Source organism: Mesorhizobium sp. B1-1-1 (genome assembly GCF_006442955.1).
GTDB lineage: Bacteria > Pseudomonadota > Alphaproteobacteria > Rhizobiales > Rhizobiaceae > Mesorhizobium.
In genome coordinates this window covers 16,736-33,966 of record NZ_VFWW01000019.1, presented here as the reverse complement: position 1 = coordinate 33,966, position 17,231 = coordinate 16,736, and the positions used below count along the sequence as shown (strand labels likewise).

Sequence of the window (17,231 nt, the reverse complement as noted above, 5' to 3'; positions counted from 1 at the left end):
GATCACATTTCGTGATTATCTGTTACCAATCCTTTAGAAAACCCTTGTTGTGCATTGCACACAGACTGGCGCAACCTAGCGTGATGGCGCTGCCTCGCCACAATATACCATGCCTGTGGACCATTCGACATGGATTTACCCACAAATTCTTGTCTTCCACCCGGCAACAGGCAACGATTTCATCACCTTGCCGGCCGAAGCCGGGTTTCGGCGATGTATACGCCACTTAGCATCTGGCGCAACCGACCGTTGAGCGTTATTGATTTGCTGGGACGTATAATGGGCTGCTGCAACGGAGAAACGCTATGCTCATCCACCGACTTGCCACTTTGACCGGCCTTGCGGTCGCGACGTTATTCCTGGCCGCGCCAGCCAACGCGCTGACGATGGCCGAATGCAGCACGAAGTATAACGCGGCCAAGGACGCGGGGACACTTGCCGGCCAGACCTGGAACCAGTTCCGCAAGGCGCAGTGCGGCACTGATGCCGCCGCGACAGCCAAGCCCGACGCCAAGGCAGCGGACACCAAGGCGGCCGATACGAAGCCGGCCAAGGCGACCAAGGCTGCGGCCGCCGCCGACGACGGAGCCAAAGGCCTGACCGCAAAGGAATGCAGCACCAAGTACCAGGCGGCCAAGGCCGCCGGCACGCTCAACGGCATGAAGTGGAACGACTTCCGCAAGAGCGAATGCGCCACCGGCGCGTCCGCTGCCGCCGGCGCATCCGCTGCCGCCGCCACCAAACCGGCGACCACCAAGGCGGCGACCACGGCTGCGGCAACCGACAGCTCGGGCAAGGGCCTGAGCATGGCCGACTGCAGCAGCAAGTACCAGGCTGCCAAGACCGCCAATACGCTCAACGGCATGAAGTGGAACGACTTCCGGAAGGCCGAATGCGGCGCCAGCGCCTCGGACGATGACACCGTCCCGGCTCCAACAGAGGCGACCTACACCAAGGAGCCGGCAAAGCCGACTGTCGCTGCGCCGAAGGGCGTGAGTTTCCCGACCGCAATCTCGCCGAAATTCGCCACCGAAACCCCGGCCAAGGCCCGCATGCATACCTGCCTCCAGCAGTACTATGCCAACAAGGACGCCAACACGCTTGGCGGCTTGAAGTGGATCCAGAAGGGCGGCGGCTTCTACAGCCTGTGCAATGCCAAGCTGAAGAGCTGAGCGACAGCACTATTTGAGGAAAGTAAGGCCCGCGAGCCGCAGGGTTCGCGGGCTTTTTTGCCCGCAGCTTCAGCAGGAATCCCCGCTGACGAGAGGCGCGTTGCCGGCGACGCTGCAAACTCCCCTCGTGGGGGAGATGGCCGGCAGGCCAGAGGGGGGGCACGAAGGATCGTTGCCTGCTCCCGGCCAGGTTGCCTCGCATTCACGAAAAGCTGGGCGAGGGTGGCTCGAGGAATCGTCGAACGGCAAGAGAGATCCTTCCCCGCAGCCCGGAAGGCCTAACTCGATTTGTCGGCGGACGCTGCCCCCGCTGAGCTGCCCGGCATCTTCCACAAAGTGGGAAGATTGGCTGCTGCCACGCCGGCTTCCGCCAATCGCCTAACAAACCTTGCAGGCGCAGGCCACGGAGAAACTCAGCAGCCTGCCCCAAAACAAAAACGCCGCGGTCGAACCGCGGCGTTTCTCAATTTGTTCTTGGCCGAGTTCAGCTCGACGGCTGCGGTTCCATGCCGCCCTCGGGCTCGGGACCCTTTTTGCGGCGGCCCGACTTCGGCACGGCCGAACCACGGCTCGGCGGCGTGTCGTCGCCGAGATCGCGCGCGGGCTTCTCGCCGGCGATCAGCTGCTTGATCTCGTCGCCCGACAGCGTCTCGTATTCGAGCAGGCCCTGCGCCAGCGCGATCCATTCCTTCTTCTTCTTGGTCAGCACCGACCTCGCGGTCGAATAGGCCTCGTCGATCAGGCGCCGCACCTCGGCGTCGATGATCTGCGCGGTTTCTTCCGAGATGTTCTGCGTGCGCGCCACCGAATGGCCGAGGAACACTTCCTCCTGGTTGTCGCCATAAGCGACATGGCCGAGCTTGTCGGAAAAGCCCCAGCGCGTGACCATGGCGCGCGCCAGCTTGGTCGCTTGCTCGATATCGGAGGAAGCGCCCGACGTGATGTTCTCCTTGCCGAACTTGAACTCCTCGGCGACGCGGCCGCCCATCATGATGGCAAGCCGTGAGATCATGTACTTGTAGCTCATCGAATAGCGGTCGCCTTCCGGCAACTGCATGACCATGCCGAGCGCGCGGCCGCGCGGAATGATTGTCGCCTTGTGCAGCGGATCGGCCGACGGCACGTTGAGCGCCAGTATGGCGTGACCGGCCTCGTGATAGGCGGTCAACTCCTTCTCGGCCTGGGTCATGGCCGAGGAGCGGCGCTCGGCGCCCATCATGATCTTGTCCTTGGCGTCCTCGAACTCGGCCATGGTCACGAGGCGCTTGTTACGCCGCGCCGCCATCAGGGCGGCCTCGTTGACGAGGTTCATCAGATCGGCGCCGGAGAAGCCCGGCGTGCCGCGGGAGACGACCTTGAGGTCGACATTGGGCGCCAGCGGCACGTTGCGCACATGCACTTTCAGGATCTTCTCGCGTCCGACGATGTCGGGGTTCGGCACCACCACCTGGCGGTCGAAACGGCCGGGCCTCAGCAGCGCCGGGTCGAGCACGTCGGGCCGGTTGGTGGCGGCGATCAGGATGATGCTTTCGTTGGACTCGAAGCCGTCCATCTCGACCAGCAGCTGATTCAGCGTCTGCTCGCGCTCATCATTACCGCCGCCGAGACCCGCGCCGCGGTGACGGCCGACCGCGTCGATTTCGTCGATGAAGATGATGCAGGGCGCGTTCTTCTTGGCCTGGTCGAACATGTCGCGCACGCGGCTGGCGCCGACGCCGACGAACATCTCGACGAAGTCCGAACCCGAAATGGTGAAGAACGGCACGTTTGCCTCGCCGGCGACCGAGCGGGCGAGCAGCGTCTTGCCGGTTCCCGGAGGGCCGACCAAGAGCACGCCGCGCGGGATCTTGCCGCCGAGCCGCTGGAATTTCTGCGGATCGCGCAGGAACTCGACGATCTCCTCCAGGTCTTCCTTGGCCTCGTCGACGCCGGCGACGTCCTGGAAGGTGACGCGGCCATGCGCCTCGGTCAGAAGCTTGGCCTTCGACTTGCCGAAGCCCATGGCACGACCGGAGCCGGACTGCATCTGGCGCATGAAGAATATCCATACGCCGAGGATCAGGATCATCGGCAGCCACGAGATCAGGTAGCCGAACAGCGAGTTTGAACCGTCGGTCTCCGGCCGCGCATTGATGGTGACGTTCTTGTCCTGCAGCCGCGAGACCAGCGACGGATCGCCGGGCGAATAGGTCTGGAAGCCGCTCGAATTGTCGGTGTAGGTGCCGGAGATGCGGGCGCCGGCGATGGTCACCGTCTTGACCCGGCCCGCCGCGACATCCTGCAGGAACTGCGAATAAGGTACATCGCTCGAAGCCCCACGCGTCTGCGGCGTCTGGAACAGATTGAAGAGGGCGATGAGCAGGACCGCTATGATCGCCCAGAGCGCGAGGTTGCGATAGTTCGGATTCATCAATTGTCCCGTTGGCGTCCGCGGGCGGACACGCGTCGTGAGAGGAAACTTGAGCCTAACATAGGGAGAGCGCCCCCCCTTGCCAAGCAGAACAGCACGTCTGGGTTAAGCTTTCGCCCATGACCGACCGGCGCTATGGCCGCTTGAAAGGCAGGGCGGGAGGCAACGGTGCGCCGATCAATTCGGCGACGACCCGCGCCGGCGCCAGGTCGAAGGACGGCAGGAAACGGACAAAAGGGGCGACGACGGCCTGTGCCGTGAACCTCGGCGACGCCTGCCCACCCTGAGGCAGGCCAGGGTTCTCAACGGCTTGCCGCGATGCCGGCTCGCAGGCCAGCGCGGCGCGCACGAGGCTGCGTGGCGTTTCGCCTTCCGCGATCGCCAGACGCTTCGCCGCCGCTGCCCCGAACGGCGCGATCAACAATGCACTGCCGCCGTCGTCCAACGTGATGTTCCGGCGGCCGTCCCAGAGCAGCCCGCCGGTGGCCGCGACCACACGCGGCAAGCCTCGCGTCTCGCGGCGCAGAAAGATGCCGGCGCGCCTGGAATCGACCACCGTCCGCGACAATGTGGCGCAAAGAAATCCAGCCTTCAGCCTACCGAACAGCGCCTCGCATCGCCCCTGGTCCGGCAGAAACGCAACGCCCCCGCTTGTGGCGAGGAGGATGCGCAGCGCATAGACGGCCGCCGGATCGTCGCCGGCCGAAAGCAGGGTCGGATCGAGGCGGACAAGACCCGGCGCCGGCTGGCTGGCGAAGCGCGCGATCAAATCCGCGGCGCGGATGCCAAGCCGGCTGCGCGCCTCGCTCTCGCGCGCCGCCAGCGTCAATGCGTCATCGATGCGCTGCGCACCGTCAGCGCCGGCCAGTGCCGCGCGCATGCGCGGTCGCTCGAAGGCCGCGTCGGCATTGGTCGGATCCTCGGCCCAGCCGACATGCTCGCGCCGCAGGAAGTTGCGCAAAGCCGCGCGCCGAATGCCAAGGAGCGGCCGCACGATCCATTCGTGCCAGTCGTGCAAGGTGACCGGCGCCATGCCGGCAAGGCCGCGCCCTTCCTCGCGGGCGCCCTTGCCTCGGACTAGCCGCATCAGCACCGTCTCGGCCTGGTCGTCCGCCGTGTGACCGGTCACGATCAGACCGAGGCCTTCCTCCCGCGCCGCCTCGGCCAGCAGCCGGTAGCGAGCCTCCCGCGCGGCGGCCGGCAGCCCGGTCGACGGCTTGCGTCCGGACCAGGCGACGATGCGGTGCGCGATGGCGTGCGCGGCGCAAAGCCTGGCCACCGCTTCCGCTTCGACCGCCGCGCCCTGCCGCAAACCGTGGTCGATCGTCACCGCCAGCAGCTTCGCGGACGGCGCGGTTCGGTCGAGATGTCGTTTGAGAAGGAGAAGTAGGGCGGACGAGTCGCTGCCGCCGGATACGGCCGCAACGGCGCCGCTGGTAAAGTCGATGTGCGAAAAAAGGTCTTTCGAAAGATCAGGCTCGGTGTCGAGCATCAATGCATGTCGCCCGAACACGGCTCCGAAGGCAGGGCAACGGCAGGCAGGAGAAGGGCTAGCACGCCGCCAGGGCCTTTTCCTGCTTCACGCGCTCCTTGAGCGTGTTGGAAATGTCGGGGTAGCGCTTGCCGACTTCGCTGAAGGTGGCGCAGGCCACGTCGTGCTGCTTCAGGCCGACCAGCGACACGCCGAGCTTCAGCAGCATGTCGGGGGCCTTCTTGGCCTTGGGATAGTCCTTGCTGGCGGCGAGGAAGACCTCCGCGGCATCGCGGTATTTCTGCTGGCCAAGCAGCGATTCGCCCAGCCAATAGTGCGCATCCGCCGTTTTCGCGTCACGGGGAAAACGCGCGATGTGGTCGCGAAAACCCTGTTCGGCGGTGCCGTAGTCGCCCGACAGGATGAACTGGTAGGAGTTGCGGTAGAGCTCCTCGGGATCGTTCGTGGAAGGCAGCGCCGCAACCACCGTGCCGCCGGACTTGCCGCTCTTGGCCGGAGCGCCGGCGGCTGGAGCGACATCCTGCGCCGGTGCGGTCGCCTGCGTGCTGCCGCCGGCATCGACCACATTGCCGTTCTTGTCGACGGTGATGCTGCCGAAGGTCTTTTCGGGCGCTCCCGTTCCGGGGATCACCTTGCCCGGATCACCGTCAGAGGATTCGACGATGACGTCCTCGACGCTCTGGCCGCCGCCAGCCGACTGGCCGGCCGCTGCCCGATTGTCGGCCTTCGCAGGCGGTTGCGTGGCCGGCGCCTCGGCCACGCTGTCATCGCTGTCGACGGGCGCGGCCTGTGACTTCTTCTGCCCGGCCGGCTGCTGCGCACCCTGCGTACCGCCTTCGAGCTGCTGGAAGCGGAACTCGTTGTCTTCCTGCTGTTTGCGGATCTGCTCCTGCATTTGCAGGATCTGGAAGTTCAGTTCCTCGATCTTGCCGTTCATCTGGCGCAGTTGGTCCTCGAGCCCGGTGGCGCCTGTGCCAGTCGACTGCTGCGCGAACTGAACCTGGTCCGACTTCTTCTTTTCGCCGAAAACGCCAGGCAGCTCGATGCTGGGCAGATGGAACGAGAAGCCGCTGTCGGCTGGCTGTCCCGTGCCATCAGTCCCTAAGCCACCCGCCATCGCGGTGACGCCTGAAAGGAGCAGCAGCGCAAGCGTGCCGCTCAGAACTGATCTTAAATGCATATGCCTCTCGCCGTGTCGTTAGCTTGTTCGCGCCTTCCAATCGGTATGGGACCAGCCAAGCGCCCTCGGCTCATAGCAGGACGCGAGACTTCGGCCAAATTTTGTTTGAAGGGACCAAACATGAAAAAGGCGGCCTTTCAGCCGCCTTTCGCAAACCTGTGTTGCATTTTTGTCGTCGTGTTTTTCGCGCGTCGCTCGACGCGCGAAAAATGTCAGGAACCGGCGCCGCTGAGCGTGGTGACCGCGCGGCGGTTCTGCGACCAGCAGGAGATGTCGTCGCAAACCGCGACCGGCCGTTCCTTGCCGTAGGAAATGGTCTTCAGGCGGTTGGCGGAGACGCCCTTGGAGACCAGGAAGTCGCGCGTGGCGGCGGCGCGGCGGGCACCGAGCGCCAAATTGTATTCGCGCGTGCCGCGTTCGTCGGCATGGCCTTCAACGACGATCGCATACTGCTTGTACTGGTTCAGCCACTGCGCCTGGCGCGACAGCGTCGTCTGGGCGTCGGCGCGGATCGAGGAGGAGTCCGTGTCGAAGAAGATGCGGTCGCCGATATTGACGGTGAAGTCCTGCGCCGATCCGGGCGTTGCGGCACCGGCGCCGTTGAGGCCGAGATCGGCGGCGCTGTTGGGCGTCTTCTTCGAAGCGCAACCGGCAATGGCGAGCATCGCCACCAGCGCGATCATGACGGGATTTCTGGTAAGTGCTGCGATACGGCTCATGCCGCCTCTCCTTCGCATTCGAGTGATTTCGTTGATCACCCAGTAACCACGTTTGGGTTAACCGGCATTCAAGAAACACGGTTAAAATTTGGTTTAGGCTGCCGTCCGCAGCCATTGCGCCCAACGCTTGACCAAGGGCGACATTGAGCGCGGACCGTAGGCGGAAATGCGGCTAAAACGCGACAAAGAGGTGGAAATGGAGAATTGAGGAATTGAAGAAATGAGGAAAAGGGTCATTTCAACTTCTTCCTGAGATTCACCAGCATTCCATAGATATGGACATAGGATTGCAGCCATTCATCGCGCTGCGCGTGGGTGATGTAGCCAAGGTCGAACGCATACGAAATCCACGTCTCTACTTCGCTGCATGATCCCATGCCATCGAAATGAAACGCGCAAATTCGGGCCTGGAATGGGTCTGTTTGGCAAATCCTTCAGCCAGATTGGCACAGATCGCCTTGCTGGATCGCCGCATTTGGTCAGCCAACGCGTATTGTTCCATTTTCGGAAAAACAAGCGTGGCCTTGTGGACGTCGAGGGAAACCCCATAAGCATGCCTATAGACATCCAAATCCTTCGCGCGCTTGATGTAACCCGCTTCTCTCTCCATCCCTCAATTCTTCATTTCTTCATTTCTCCAATTCCTCTCACTCCAGCAGCGGCGACCAGGCCGGATCGGAGGCAAAGTTCGCGGTCGGGATCGACTGCTCGTTGCGGCCGGTGAGATCGACAGAAACCAGTTTCGGGCCGCCGGCGGAATCGCGGAAGAACATCAACACGCGGCCGTTCGGCGCCCAGGTCGGCCCTTCCTGCTGGAAGCCGGACGACAGGATGCGCTCGCCCGAACCGTCGGTCTTCATGACGCCGATCTGGAATTCGCCGCCGGTCTGCTTGGTGAAGGCGATGAGATCGCCGCGCGGCGACCACACCGGCGTCGAATAGACCCCGTCGCCGAAGGAGATGCGGGTCTGGCCCGAACCGTCGGCGCCCATCACATAGATCTGCGCTCGGCCGCCGCGGTCGGAGGTGAACACCACCTTGCTGCCGTCGGGCGAATAGGAAGGCGAAGTGTCGATGGCGGTCGAGTTGGTGAGCCGGGTCGTCGAGCGGCTCCTGAGGTCCATGGCGAAGATGTTGGAATTGCCGTCGTCGCGCAGCAGGCTCATGATCACCTTCTGGCCATCCGGCGAAAAGCGCGGCGCAAACGTCATGCCCGGAAAATTGCCGACCAGTTCGCGCTGGCCGGTCTCGATCTGCAGGAGATACACCCGCGGCTGGCCGCTCTCATAGGACATGTAGGTGATTTCCTGCCGGTTCGGCGAGAAGCGCGGCGTCAAGACGATCGCCCTGCCGTCCGAGAGATAGCGCACATTGGCGCCGTCCTGGTCCATGATGGCGAGGCGCTTCTTGCGCGCATTCTTGGCGCCGGACTCGTCGATGAAAACGACGCGCGTGTCGAAATAGCCCTTCTCGCCGGTCAGCCGCTCGTAGATGGCGTCGGCGATGATGTGAGCGACGCGTCGCTGATTGGCGTCGTTGGCGAAGAACTGTTCGCCCGACATCTGCTGTCCAGCGAACGTGTCCCACAGCCGATACTGCGCGCGGATGCGCCCGTCGGCCTCCTTGCTGACGCTGCCGGTGACCAGAGCCTGGGCATTGATCACCTTCCAGTCGTCGAAGCGAGGCGCTGCGTCAGGATTGGCGATCTTCTCGATGAAGGCGCTTTTGTCGATCGGTGCGAACAGGCCCGAGCGCTTCAGGTCGGCGGTGACGATGCCGGAAATCTGCGCGCCAAGCCCATCGCCCGACTGGAAATCGGTGATGGCGATCGGCAGCGGCTCGACATTGCCCTTGTTGACGTTGATCTCGACGAGCGCCCACGCAGGCATGACGGCGCCGGCTATCGAGCCCAGCGCTATTGTCGCGACCATCAGGAGCGGCTTGAGGATGAATTTCATGTCTTCTCGCTTCTCTTCACTGATTCTGCGGAGGGCAGGCCTCAAAGGCCAAGCATTTCCCTCGGATCGAAAGTGACACGGACCTGGGCCCAGATGTCCTGTTTGCCCGCCGGAACCTGAAGGCCGGCCATGTTGCATTTCTGAACCGCACGCACGGCGCTTTCATCGAACTGGCGATTCCCGCTCGATTTCTCGACGGTGGGCCGGCCATCCAGCTTGCCCGAGGGGTCGAGGTTGAACATGACCACGGCGACGAAATTCTCCGAGCCCTCCAGCCCCGCCGGCAACGTCCAGCAACCGCCAAGCTGATCCGACAGGGCGCCCAGTTCTGATCTCGACAGCTTCTGCCCCTGGTCCTTCTCGCCGCCCAGCGAAGCCTGCTGTGTCGAACGCTTGGCGCCGCCGCCGGAGGGCTTCTGCTTATCCAGCAGGGCCGAGATCTCGTCGGAATTGAACTGCTTGTCGTCCGACTTCGGCTTGGATGAAGCCTCCTTGACCGGTTTGTCGGCGTCCTTGCGCTCCGGCGCCTTGGCGCTTTCGGCCTGTGCCGGCTGCGGCTTCGGCCGCGCCTGAGGCGCGGGCGCGGAGTCCGGCAGTTGGGCATCGTCAGGCTGGTCCTTGGCGATCGCCTGGGCGACCGCGTCCGGCTTCACCTCGGGTGTCGGCTCGATGGCCGCGGTCTTGTCCTGTGGCGGTGCGGGCGTCGGCTCCTTGGCCGGCGCCGGCTTCGGCTCGGTCTGCTTGACCGGCTCGGGCTTGACCTCTTCCTTGGGCTGCGGCGCGGGAGCCACTTCCGTGGCCGGCGTCGGCTTGGGCTTTTCCTGCGGCTTCGGCACGTCCTCGGTCTTCGGCTTTTCGATCGGCGTTGGCGCCGGCGGCGGGGCCGACGTCATGTCGACCGGCTTCGGCTTGGCCTCGGGCGTTATCGGCTTGTCGGTATCGACGCTGTTCTCGCCGACCTTCTGCGCATCCGGCACCACATCGGGACGCTGCGTGGGCAAGGGCGCCGGCTTTTCATGCACCACCGATTTCTTGTCGCCCTGCAGCACCTGGGCAGTGGCTTCGATCGGCACGATGTCGACAGCGACCGACTCGACGTCGGCCGACGGAAGCGCGGCCGGTGCCGACAGCGTGAACAGGCCGAAGCCAATCAGCGCCGCATGCATGATCACCGATGTGGTGAGGCCGGTCCTCATAGTGGGTCTATTGATCCTGTTCCTGCAGTGAAACCAGGCCGATATTCTTGTAGCCGGCGGCCGAAATGCGGGCCATCACCTTCATCGCCGTGCCATAGTCGGTGGACTTGTCACCGCGGATGAAGATGCGCTCGTCATAGCCGGTCTTCGAGATCGCCTGCAGCTTCGCCACCAGTTCCTCGATCGGGATTTCGGTCTCCTGGAGATAGATCTGGCCGGCGGCATTGATCGAAACGGTGATCGGCTGCGTGTCGGCATTCATCGCCTTGGCCTGCGTATCCGGCAGATCGATCGGCACGCCGACCGTCAAAAGCGGCGCCGCGACCATGAAGATGATCAACAGCACCAGCATCACGTCGACCATCGGCGTAACGTTGATTTCGGCAATGAGGCCATGATGGCGGCCCCGCCGCCTGTGGCCGCGCCCGCCGCGTCCAGCCATGCCTACGGACATTCCCATCGGCTTACTCCTCAGGCCTTCGGCGCTACTTTTTCATCGATTTGGCGCGAGAGTATGGCGGAGAACTCGTCGGAGAACCCTTCCATGCGCACCGCGATCTTGCTCGCGTCCGATGACAGCTTGTTGTAGGCGATGACGGCCGGAATGGCGGCGAGCAGGCCGATGGCGGTCGCCAGCAGCGCCTCGGCGATGCCGGGCGCGACCACCGACAGGCTGGTGTTCTTGGAGCCGGCGATCGCCTGGAACGACGTCATGATGCCAATGACGGTGCCGAACAGGCCGATGAACGGGGCCGCCGAGCCCGTGGTTGCGAGGAAGCCGAGGCGGCCTTCGAGCTTCTCCATCTCGCGGGTCAGCGCCAGGTCCATCGCCTTGTCGATGCGGGTTTGCAAGCCGAGCGGCGTCTTGGCGCCTTTTTCGAAACTCTTCTTCCACTCGCGCATGGCGGCGACGAAGATGGCGCCCATGCCCGATGTCTTGCGGTCGGCCAACGTTCGGTAAAGCTCCTCCAGCGACTGCCCCGACCAGAACACCTGCTCGAACCGGTTCAGCGCCAGCCGCATGCGGGCATAGGATACGAGCTTGTCGACGATGATCGCCCAGGTCCAGACCGAGGCGCAGAGCAGTCCGATCATGACCAGCTTGACCACCCAGCTGGCCTGCATGAACAGCGCCCAAATCGACAATTGCGCGCCCGGTTCGGCGAGTGCGATATTTTCCATCGTAACGTCCTTAAGATTTCCGGGCGAAGCTGGCGGCTGGCCCCTGGCATCCCTTGTGGTCGGTTCGCGCGAAGCTACCGGAACAACCCCAAAACGTGCCTTTCGCGGCCTTTTCGGGGCAAATGTTGGTGAAAGGAAGGCGCTGGATAGCGCCAATCTTCACCAATCTCTTCATGAACCGTTATGGTTAAGGATGGGTTAGTCCACCAGACGCGGCGCATTGCCGCGCTTCAAGCCGGCGCCGGCGATACCGACGACGCCGACCTTTTTAGCCCGCCTTGGGTATGAACGCTGCTATCCACTCCCTGGGGAAGCGGCGTGGCCGGCCATTCTCGCCGATGATCGCCGCCTCCACCCTGGCCTCGACCAGCACCTCGTCGCCGCGCTTGAGCTGCTGGGCCATGAAGATGCGCGCGCCGGAGATTTCCTCGGTCCGGGTGTCGATCGTCAGGATGTCGTCCATGCGGGCCGGGATGCGGAAGTCGATCTCCATGCGACGCACCACCCAGACTATTCTTTCGCCATGCTTGCCATCGGCAAGTTCGGTGTGGTGGACGCCGCTCAGCCTCAGATAGTCGGAGCGGCCGCGCTCGAGGAATTCGAGATAGCGGGCGTGGTAGACGACGCCGGAGAAATCGGTGTCGGCATAGTAGACCCGCGCCATCAGCCGATGGCCGAACGCCGTCAGCGCACCGGAAATCCCCGCCAGCAAGGTCGCGGATTCACCATGATCGTCCATTGCGCTTCCTTTTTCAGTCGCGGCAAGGCACCTGTGCCGCGCGTGACATGGCATCGGATGGCACTGTTGACGGCGATGATCAAGACCTTGGCGACGGCGCTGTTCGTGGTGATGGCTCTGTTCGTCGTTATGGCTCTGGCCCGGCCGGGCCAAGCCGCGACCTTCTCCATGAAGCGCGGGCTCAATCTCGACCAGTGGGTGACCTGGCCGGGCGAAGACCAATGGGGCAACGCCAAGGCCATCCTGCCCTACCCGGAATGGCGCAAATTTCTCAAGGACGACGATCTCGAGGCTCTGAAGCATGCAGGCTTCGATTTCCTGCGCATGCCGGTCGATCCTTCGCCCTTCCTTTCCGAAAATACGATGGCCTTGCGCGAGGATCTCTATGCCAGCGTGCTGGACTCTGTCCGCATGATCAACCGCGCCGGCCTGAAGGTTGTCGTCGACATGCATCTGATCCCCGCCGGCAGTGGGCGCAAGATCGGCATGGCCGAGGTGATGAACAACCCGGTGACATTCGATGCCTATGTCGAGGTGGTGCGCAAGATGGCGCACACGCTCGCCGGGGAAGATCCGGGGCAAGTGGCCTTCGAACCGATGAACGAACCGATCGTCGACTGCGACGCCGACGGCACCAGCCTGTGGCCGCAACGCCAGCAGAGGTTGTTCGCCGCGGCGCGTTCTTCGGCGACGAGATTGACGCTTGTGCTGACCGGGGCCTGCTATTCCGCGGCGTCGTCGCTGGAAAAAATCGATCCGATGGCGATCCCGGACGACAACGTCATCTGGACCTTCCATTCCTACGATCCGTTCCTGCTTACCCATCAGGGCGCGACCTGGGCCGGCGATTTCATTCCCTATGTGACCGGCCTGCCCTACCCGCTGACCGCGGTGCCGCCGGCTGAGCTCGACGTCACGCTCGACGCCATCCGCGCCAGGATCAAGGCCGAGGCACCTTGGGCGCGGCAGGGCGGGCTGCTTGCCTATCTCGACGAGCAGGTAGCCAGCATGGACACCGACGCCAAGCTGCTTGGTCTCATGGACGCCCCGTTCAAGGCCGTCGATGCCTGGGCGAAGGCCAACCGCATCAGGCCGGAAAACGTCACGCTGGGCGAGTTCGGCATGATCCGCCAGGAATACGGCAATCCCTATGTGATGCCGGCCGGCTATCGTGCCGCCTATGTCCGGGACATGATCGCGCGCGCCGAAGCGCATGGCTTCTCCTGGTCGGTCTGGAGTTACGGCGGCGCTTTCGGCATTGTCGATGCTTTCAACGGCGAAAAGGCCGAACCCGATGTGCTGGACGTAATCCGGTCGCTTCACTGAGCGCCGTTGCTCCACGCCGCCGCCGGGATCGATCAGCGAGATCTCCGGTCGCACGCCGCAAAGCGGTTACGGACGCTTGATCGCCGGCCCGAACGCCGCCGCTGGGGCCGCTATTCTTCCTGGAACAAATTGATCTGCTGTTGCGCCAGGTCCTTCGGCGCGTCGAGGCCGAGATGGCGCCAGGCATTGGCCGTCAGCACACGGCCGCGCGGCGTGCGCTGGATGAAACCCTGCTGGATGAGATAGGGCTCGATGATGTCCTCGATGGCATCGCGCGGCTCGGACAGGCCGGCGGCGATCGTCTCGATGCCGACCGGCCCGCCGCCGAAATTGCGCGCGATCATCGAAAGATACCGGCGGTCGAGCGCATCGAGGCCGAGCGCGTCGACCTCCAGCCGGGTCAAGGCCTCGTCGGCGATCAAGCGGTTCACATGACCATCGCCGGCGACCGAAGCGAAATCGCGCACGCGCCGCAACAGCCGGCCGGCGATGCGCGGCGTGCCTCGCGCGCGCCGCGCGATCTCCAGCGCGCCGTCATCGCCGAGCGGCATTTGCAGGATGCGTGCGCCGCGCCGCACGATCTGCTCCAGTTCCTCGACCGTGTAGAAGTTGAGCCGCACCGGGATGCCGAAGCGGTCGCGCAGCGGATTGGTGAGCAGGCCGAGCCGCGTGGTGGCGGCGACCAGGGTGAAACGGGCAAGGTCGATCTTGACCGAGCGCGCCGCCGGCCCCTCGCCGATGATCAGGTCGAGCTGGAAATCCTCCATCGCCGGATAGAGGATCTCTTCCACCGCAGGATTCAGCCTGTGGATCTCGTCGATGAACAGGACGTCGCCTTCTTCGAGATTGGTCAAGAGTGCGGCGAGATCGCCGGCTTTGGCGATGACCGGTCCGGAGGTTGAGCGGAAGTTGACGCCGAGCTCGCGCGCCATGATCTGCGCCAGCGTCGTCTTGCCTAGACCTGGCGGCCCGACGAACAGCACATGGTCGAGCGCTTCCTTGCGCCCCTTGGCGGCCTCGATGAACACTTTGAGGTTGGCCCGCACCGCCGCCTGGCCGACGAAATCGTCAAGCGTCTGGGGCCGCAAACTCTGGTCGGCATCCTCGCCGCGTTTTTCCGGAGCGATCAGACGGGGGGAAAGGCTCATGCCGCCTTCCTTGCATATGGCCGGGAACCGGACAAGCGTGCGCTCACCGCGCCAGTTCCTTGAGCCCGAAGCGAATCAGCTTCGACGCGTCCGCCTCCTCGCCCGCCGTCTTCAGTGCCGCCGCCACCGCATTGGCGGCGGTGTCGCGGGAATAGCCGAGATTGACTAGGGCCGAGACCGCGTCTGTGATCGGCGCGGCTGCCACGCCTTCGCCGAGCTCCTGCTTCAAGCCGATCGTGCCCGACGCGGCACCGGCATAGGCCGGCGCCTTGTTTTTCAATTCGGTAACGATGCGCTCGGCCACCTTCTTGCCGACGCCCGGCGCCCGGGAAACCATGGCGATGTCGCGCAACGCGATCGCGTTGGCAAGATCGGCCGGCGCCAGTGTCGACAGGATGGCCAGCGCCACCTTGGCGCCGACGCCCTGCACATTGCTCATCAACAGCCGGAACCATTCGCGCTCCAGCACCGACTGGAAGCCGTAGAGCCGGATCATGTCCTCGCGCACATAGGTCTCGATGAACAGCACCACCGCTTCGCCGGGCGAAGGCAGCGCGGCCAGCGTCCGCGCCGAGCAGTAGGCGACGTAGCCGACGCCATGCACGTCGACGAGGCAGTGGTCCTCGTCGATCTCGTCGAGCGTACCCTTGAGCTTGCCGATCATGCCAAATCTTTCATGGAAGATAGGCCCTCATGGGTGCGTTTCAGGAGAAATGATGTCAAGGTCCGGGAAATAACTGCGATAACGCGCGGCGTCGCGCGTCAAAAGACGATGTCCGGCAACGGTCGCATGAGCGCCAATAAAGAAGTCCGGCAAGGTTCGTTCGCGGATTCCACCAGCACGGCGATAACGGGAATGCGTCACACCTGCAAGGAAGGCCGCATCCCAGGGCAGAAACTCGCGATCGATCTCGAGCATGTCGACCGCTTTTCGAAGCGCTGCCTCCGAGGCGATCAGCGGCGCCAGTTCAGACCAGATGATCGTATTGACCACCAAGTCGCCGTCGCGGCGGCATGAGGCGATTGCAGACGCCGACCATTTTGTCAGCGGTCCGGCCGGCCCCCAAACGTCGATCAGGACATTTGTGTCAATCAACGTCGAGATCTTCACGCGGCCCCCTCAGCCACTCCATATACTCGTCGGTCGTCATGCCACCCAGATCCAACGTCCCCTCCATCCGGTCAAGGACATTACTGAACCTGCGCAATTTCTCCTCCTCGGGGAGATTCTCGTTGACGGCCACAAGCCGAGCACCCTCATCGGTGGCCACGAATTCCACCTCGGAGCCCGGGCGGATACCCAGGTGATCCCTTATCTGTTTGGGGATCGTGACTTGGCCTTTGGTGGTGACGCGCATGGTAATACCTCAAAGTATTACCTACGACAGACAAGGGAACAAGTCAAGAACATCGTCAACCGGCAAGTGCCATCCGATAGGCGACGCTTTGCCGGTGATGCGCATGGCAAATGGCTATGGCGAGCGCGTCGGCGGCATGTTCGGTGTCGAAGGTCGCTTTCGGCAGCAGCACCTTCACCATCATGTGGATCTGCTTCTTGTCGCCATGGCCGACGCCGATCACCGCCTTCTTGACGGCATTGGGTGCATATTCGGCAACGACCAGGCCGGCGCGTGCCGGCACCAGCATGGCGATGCCGCGCGCCTGGCCAAGCTTCAGCGTCGCCACCGCATCCTTGTTGACGAAGGTCTGTTCGACGGCCGCCTCATGCGGCATGGCCGTATGCAGGATTTCAGCCAACCCGTCATGCAGCTGGCACAGCCGCGTCGCCAGCGCCGCCTTGTCTTCGGAACGCACCGTGCCGGACGCGACGAAGCGCAGCGAATTGCCGAGGCTTTCGACAATGCCCCAGCCGGTGCGCCTTAGCCCCGGATCGATACCGATGATGCGAATCGCGTCCCCCATCCGGTTACTCTACCTCCCGGAGACAGCGATGCCAGCGAAATGTGAACAAACCGGAAACAGCAGCCCGCCGAGCCAGAAATGCTCCGAACCCCCTAGTTGCGGGCGAAAGCCGTGTTGAGCAGGCTGATCTGGTCCGAGACCGGATTGGGCCGGCGGCTCAAGGGCTGCATGTCGACCACCGCACCGGCGCCGTAGATCTCCTCGTCCATGCGGCGCACCAGTGCCTGCAGGCGCAGCGACCGGTTGACGAGGTCGAGGAAATCCTTGGGCAGTTCGGCCCAGCCGGCCGCCTCGTCATGGGCGGAGGCGGTGTCGAGGCGCACCTTGGACTTTTCCGATGCGACCTGGTCGCGGGTCATCTCGCCGGAATTCGCGGCGCGCTGCAGAAGCAGCCACGAGGCGACCTGCATCAGCCTGGTGGTCAGCCGCATCGATTCGGCCGCATAGAGCGTGGCCGCCAGCCGCGACAGCTTCTTGGCCTCGGCCCGGCCCTTGCCGTCGAGATACTCCGCCGCCTGTTCGACCAGCCCCATGCCTTCCTGGTAGAGCGGTTTGAAGGAGTGCGAAAAGACCCGACGTTCCGCCAGCTTGACGGTTTTCGCGCTGCCCTTCGAAGGCTCGTTCATCGATACGCCCCTGCACTTGCAACCGGCCGATTCGGCTTACTGCCGATACACCCGGAACCCTACATAACTGAAGCTTGAAAATGCGCCTCGTCCGGGGTGAAGGCAAGCACATGTTTAACAGAAGGTTAACGTGATCCGGTGCGGACCGTGTCGCTGGAAA

General features: G+C 63.7%; 17 protein-coding genes and 1 pseudogene. 2 read left to right on the top strand and 16 right to left on the bottom strand.

Features of this window, described 5'->3' with window-relative positions:
* The first annotated feature begins 305 nt into the window (after positions 1-305).
* On the top strand, positions 306-1,172 hold the full coding sequence (locus tag FJ986_RS28930) for a hypothetical protein (protein WP_140493263.1): 867 nt from the start codon (positions 306-308) through the stop codon (positions 1,170-1,172).
* 484 nt (positions 1,173-1,656) lie between these two features.
* On the opposite strand, the gene ftsH is transcribed toward FJ986_RS28930, so the two are convergent.
* From ftsH to ybgC, 10 genes and pseudogenes are all read right to left on the bottom strand, one after another.
* The gene (gene ftsH, locus FJ986_RS28925) at positions 1,657-3,582 is read right to left on the bottom strand and encodes an ATP-dependent zinc metalloprotease FtsH (protein WP_140493260.1); all 1,926 of its coding nucleotides are present in this window, start codon (positions 3,580-3,582) and stop codon (positions 1,657-1,659) included.
* Between the two features lie 133 nt (positions 3,583-3,715).
* Positions 3,716-5,074, bottom strand: coding sequence for a tRNA lysidine(34) synthetase TilS (gene tilS, locus FJ986_RS28920; protein ID WP_140676693.1), 1,359 nt, complete (start codon positions 5,072-5,074; stop codon positions 3,716-3,718).
* Positions 5,075-5,132: 58 nt separating this feature from the next.
* On the bottom strand, positions 5,133-6,254 hold the full coding sequence (gene ybgF / locus FJ986_RS28915; RefSeq protein ID WP_140654790.1) for a tol-pal system protein YbgF: 1,122 nt from the start codon (positions 6,252-6,254) through the stop codon (positions 5,133-5,135).
* A gap of 212 nt (positions 6,255-6,466) precedes the next feature.
* The gene (gene pal / locus FJ986_RS28910) at positions 6,467-6,973 is read right to left on the bottom strand and encodes a peptidoglycan-associated lipoprotein Pal (protein ID WP_140493251.1); all 507 of its coding nucleotides are present in this window, start codon (positions 6,971-6,973) and stop codon (positions 6,467-6,469) included.
* Positions 6,974-7,206: 233 nt separating this feature from the next.
* A pseudogene (locus FJ986_RS28905) lies at positions 7,207-7,583 on the bottom strand (four helix bundle protein).
* 37 nt (positions 7,584-7,620) lie between these two features.
* The gene (gene tolB / locus FJ986_RS28900) at positions 7,621-8,931 is read right to left on the bottom strand and encodes a Tol-Pal system beta propeller repeat protein TolB (RefSeq protein ID WP_140676690.1); all 1,311 of its coding nucleotides are present in this window, start codon (positions 8,929-8,931) and stop codon (positions 7,621-7,623) included.
* 41 nt (positions 8,932-8,972) lie between these two features.
* Entirely contained in the window at positions 8,973-10,127 is a 1,155-nt protein-coding gene (locus FJ986_RS28895) for an energy transducer TonB (RefSeq protein WP_140676687.1), read from the bottom strand.
* 7 nt (positions 10,128-10,134) lie between these two features.
* Positions 10,135-10,587: a protein TolR gene (gene tolR / locus FJ986_RS28890; RefSeq protein ID WP_140493239.1), complete on the bottom strand. Its 453-nt coding sequence runs from the start codon at positions 10,585-10,587 to the stop codon at positions 10,135-10,137.
* Between the two features lie 11 nt (positions 10,588-10,598).
* On the bottom strand, positions 10,599-11,309 hold the full coding sequence (gene tolQ / locus FJ986_RS28885; RefSeq protein WP_140493236.1) for a protein TolQ: 711 nt from the start codon (positions 11,307-11,309) through the stop codon (positions 10,599-10,601).
* A 268-nt stretch (positions 11,310-11,577) separates the two neighbouring features.
* On the bottom strand, positions 11,578-12,048 hold the full coding sequence (ybgC, locus tag FJ986_RS28880; RefSeq protein ID WP_140493226.1) for a tol-pal system-associated acyl-CoA thioesterase: 471 nt from the start codon (positions 12,046-12,048) through the stop codon (positions 11,578-11,580).
* A gap of 57 nt (positions 12,049-12,105) precedes the next feature.
* Here ybgC and FJ986_RS28875 point away from each other — a divergent pair, with 57 nt between their 5' ends.
* Positions 12,106-13,374, top strand: coding sequence for a cellulase family glycosylhydrolase (locus FJ986_RS28875; protein ID WP_140676684.1), 1,269 nt, complete (start codon positions 12,106-12,108; stop codon positions 13,372-13,374).
* A gap of 110 nt (positions 13,375-13,484) precedes the next feature.
* On the opposite strand, the gene ruvB is transcribed toward FJ986_RS28875, so the two are convergent.
* From ruvB to FJ986_RS28845, 6 genes are all read right to left on the bottom strand, one after another.
* Positions 13,485-14,522 (bottom strand): Holliday junction branch migration DNA helicase RuvB, encoded by a 1,038-nt coding sequence (ruvB, locus tag FJ986_RS28870; RefSeq protein WP_140493220.1) that lies wholly within the window; start codon positions 14,520-14,522, stop codon positions 13,485-13,487.
* Between the two features lie 43 nt (positions 14,523-14,565).
* Complete coding sequence (ruvA, locus tag FJ986_RS28865; protein WP_140676681.1) at positions 14,566-15,186, bottom strand: Holliday junction branch migration protein RuvA; 621 nt, start codon at positions 15,184-15,186, stop codon at positions 14,566-14,568.
* A gap of 27 nt (positions 15,187-15,213) precedes the next feature.
* A complete protein-coding gene (locus FJ986_RS28860) occupies positions 15,214-15,633 on the bottom strand; it encodes a type II toxin-antitoxin system VapC family toxin (protein ID WP_140493214.1) in 420 nt (139 codons plus the stop codon).
* Positions 15,611-15,880 carry an AbrB/MazE/SpoVT family DNA-binding domain-containing protein gene (locus tag FJ986_RS28855; RefSeq protein WP_140493211.1) on the bottom strand — a complete coding sequence of 90 codons (270 nt, stop codon included), beginning with the start codon at positions 15,878-15,880 and terminating at the stop codon, positions 15,611-15,613. Before FJ986_RS28855 ends, FJ986_RS28860 begins: the two co-directional genes overlap by 23 nt.
* 55 nt (positions 15,881-15,935) lie before the next feature.
* The gene (gene ruvC / locus FJ986_RS28850) at positions 15,936-16,445 is read right to left on the bottom strand and encodes a crossover junction endodeoxyribonuclease RuvC (protein ID WP_140628015.1); all 510 of its coding nucleotides are present in this window, start codon (positions 16,443-16,445) and stop codon (positions 15,936-15,938) included.
* A 92-nt stretch (positions 16,446-16,537) separates the two neighbouring features.
* Positions 16,538-17,071 (bottom strand): DUF1465 family protein, encoded by a 534-nt coding sequence (locus FJ986_RS28845; RefSeq protein WP_140525047.1) that lies wholly within the window; start codon positions 17,069-17,071, stop codon positions 16,538-16,540.
* Positions 17,072-17,231: the final 160 nt, after the last annotated feature.

Bases quoted from the DNA above. Each gene is read 5' to 3' on its own strand.
- FJ986_RS28930 (WP_140493263.1), top strand. From the start codon at position 306: ATGCTCATCCACCGACTTGCCACTTTGACCGGCCTTGCGGTCGCGACG.
- ruvB (WP_140493220.1), bottom strand. From the start codon at position 14,522: ATGAGCCTTTCCCCCCGTCTGATCGCTCCGGAAAAACGCGGCGAGGAT.
- tilS (WP_140676693.1), bottom strand. From the start codon at position 5,074: ATGCTCGACACCGAGCCTGATCTTTCGAAAGACCTTTTTTCGCACATC.
- pal (WP_140493251.1), bottom strand. From the start codon at position 6,973: ATGAGCCGTATCGCAGCACTTACCAGAAATCCCGTCATGATCGCGCTG.
- tolR (WP_140493239.1), bottom strand. From the start codon at position 10,587: ATGGGAATGTCCGTAGGCATGGCTGGACGCGGCGGGCGCGGCCACAGG.
- ybgF (WP_140654790.1), bottom strand. From the start codon at position 6,254: ATGCATTTAAGATCAGTTCTGAGCGGCACGCTTGCGCTGCTGCTCCTT.
- ruvA (WP_140676681.1), bottom strand. From the start codon at position 15,186: ATGATCGGCAAGCTCAAGGGTACGCTCGACGAGATCGACGAGGACCAC.
- tolB (WP_140676690.1), bottom strand. From the start codon at position 8,931: ATGAAATTCATCCTCAAGCCGCTCCTGATGGTCGCGACAATAGCGCTG.
- ybgC (WP_140493226.1), bottom strand. From the start codon at position 12,048: ATGGACGATCATGGTGAATCCGCGACCTTGCTGGCGGGGATTTCCGGT.
- FJ986_RS28855 (WP_140493211.1), bottom strand. From the start codon at position 15,880: ATGCGCGTCACCACCAAAGGCCAAGTCACGATCCCCAAACAGATAAGG.
- FJ986_RS28845 (WP_140525047.1), bottom strand. From the start codon at position 17,071: ATGAACGAGCCTTCGAAGGGCAGCGCGAAAACCGTCAAGCTGGCGGAA.
- ftsH (WP_140493260.1), bottom strand. From the start codon at position 3,582: ATGAATCCGAACTATCGCAACCTCGCGCTCTGGGCGATCATAGCGGTC.
- tolQ (WP_140493236.1), bottom strand. From the start codon at position 11,309: ATGGAAAATATCGCACTCGCCGAACCGGGCGCGCAATTGTCGATTTGG.
- FJ986_RS28875 (WP_140676684.1), top strand. From the start codon at position 12,106: ATGGCACTGTTGACGGCGATGATCAAGACCTTGGCGACGGCGCTGTTC.
- FJ986_RS28895 (WP_140676687.1), bottom strand. From the start codon at position 10,127: ATGAGGACCGGCCTCACCACATCGGTGATCATGCATGCGGCGCTGATT.
- ruvC (WP_140628015.1), bottom strand. From the start codon at position 16,445: ATGGGGGACGCGATTCGCATCATCGGTATCGATCCGGGGCTAAGGCGC.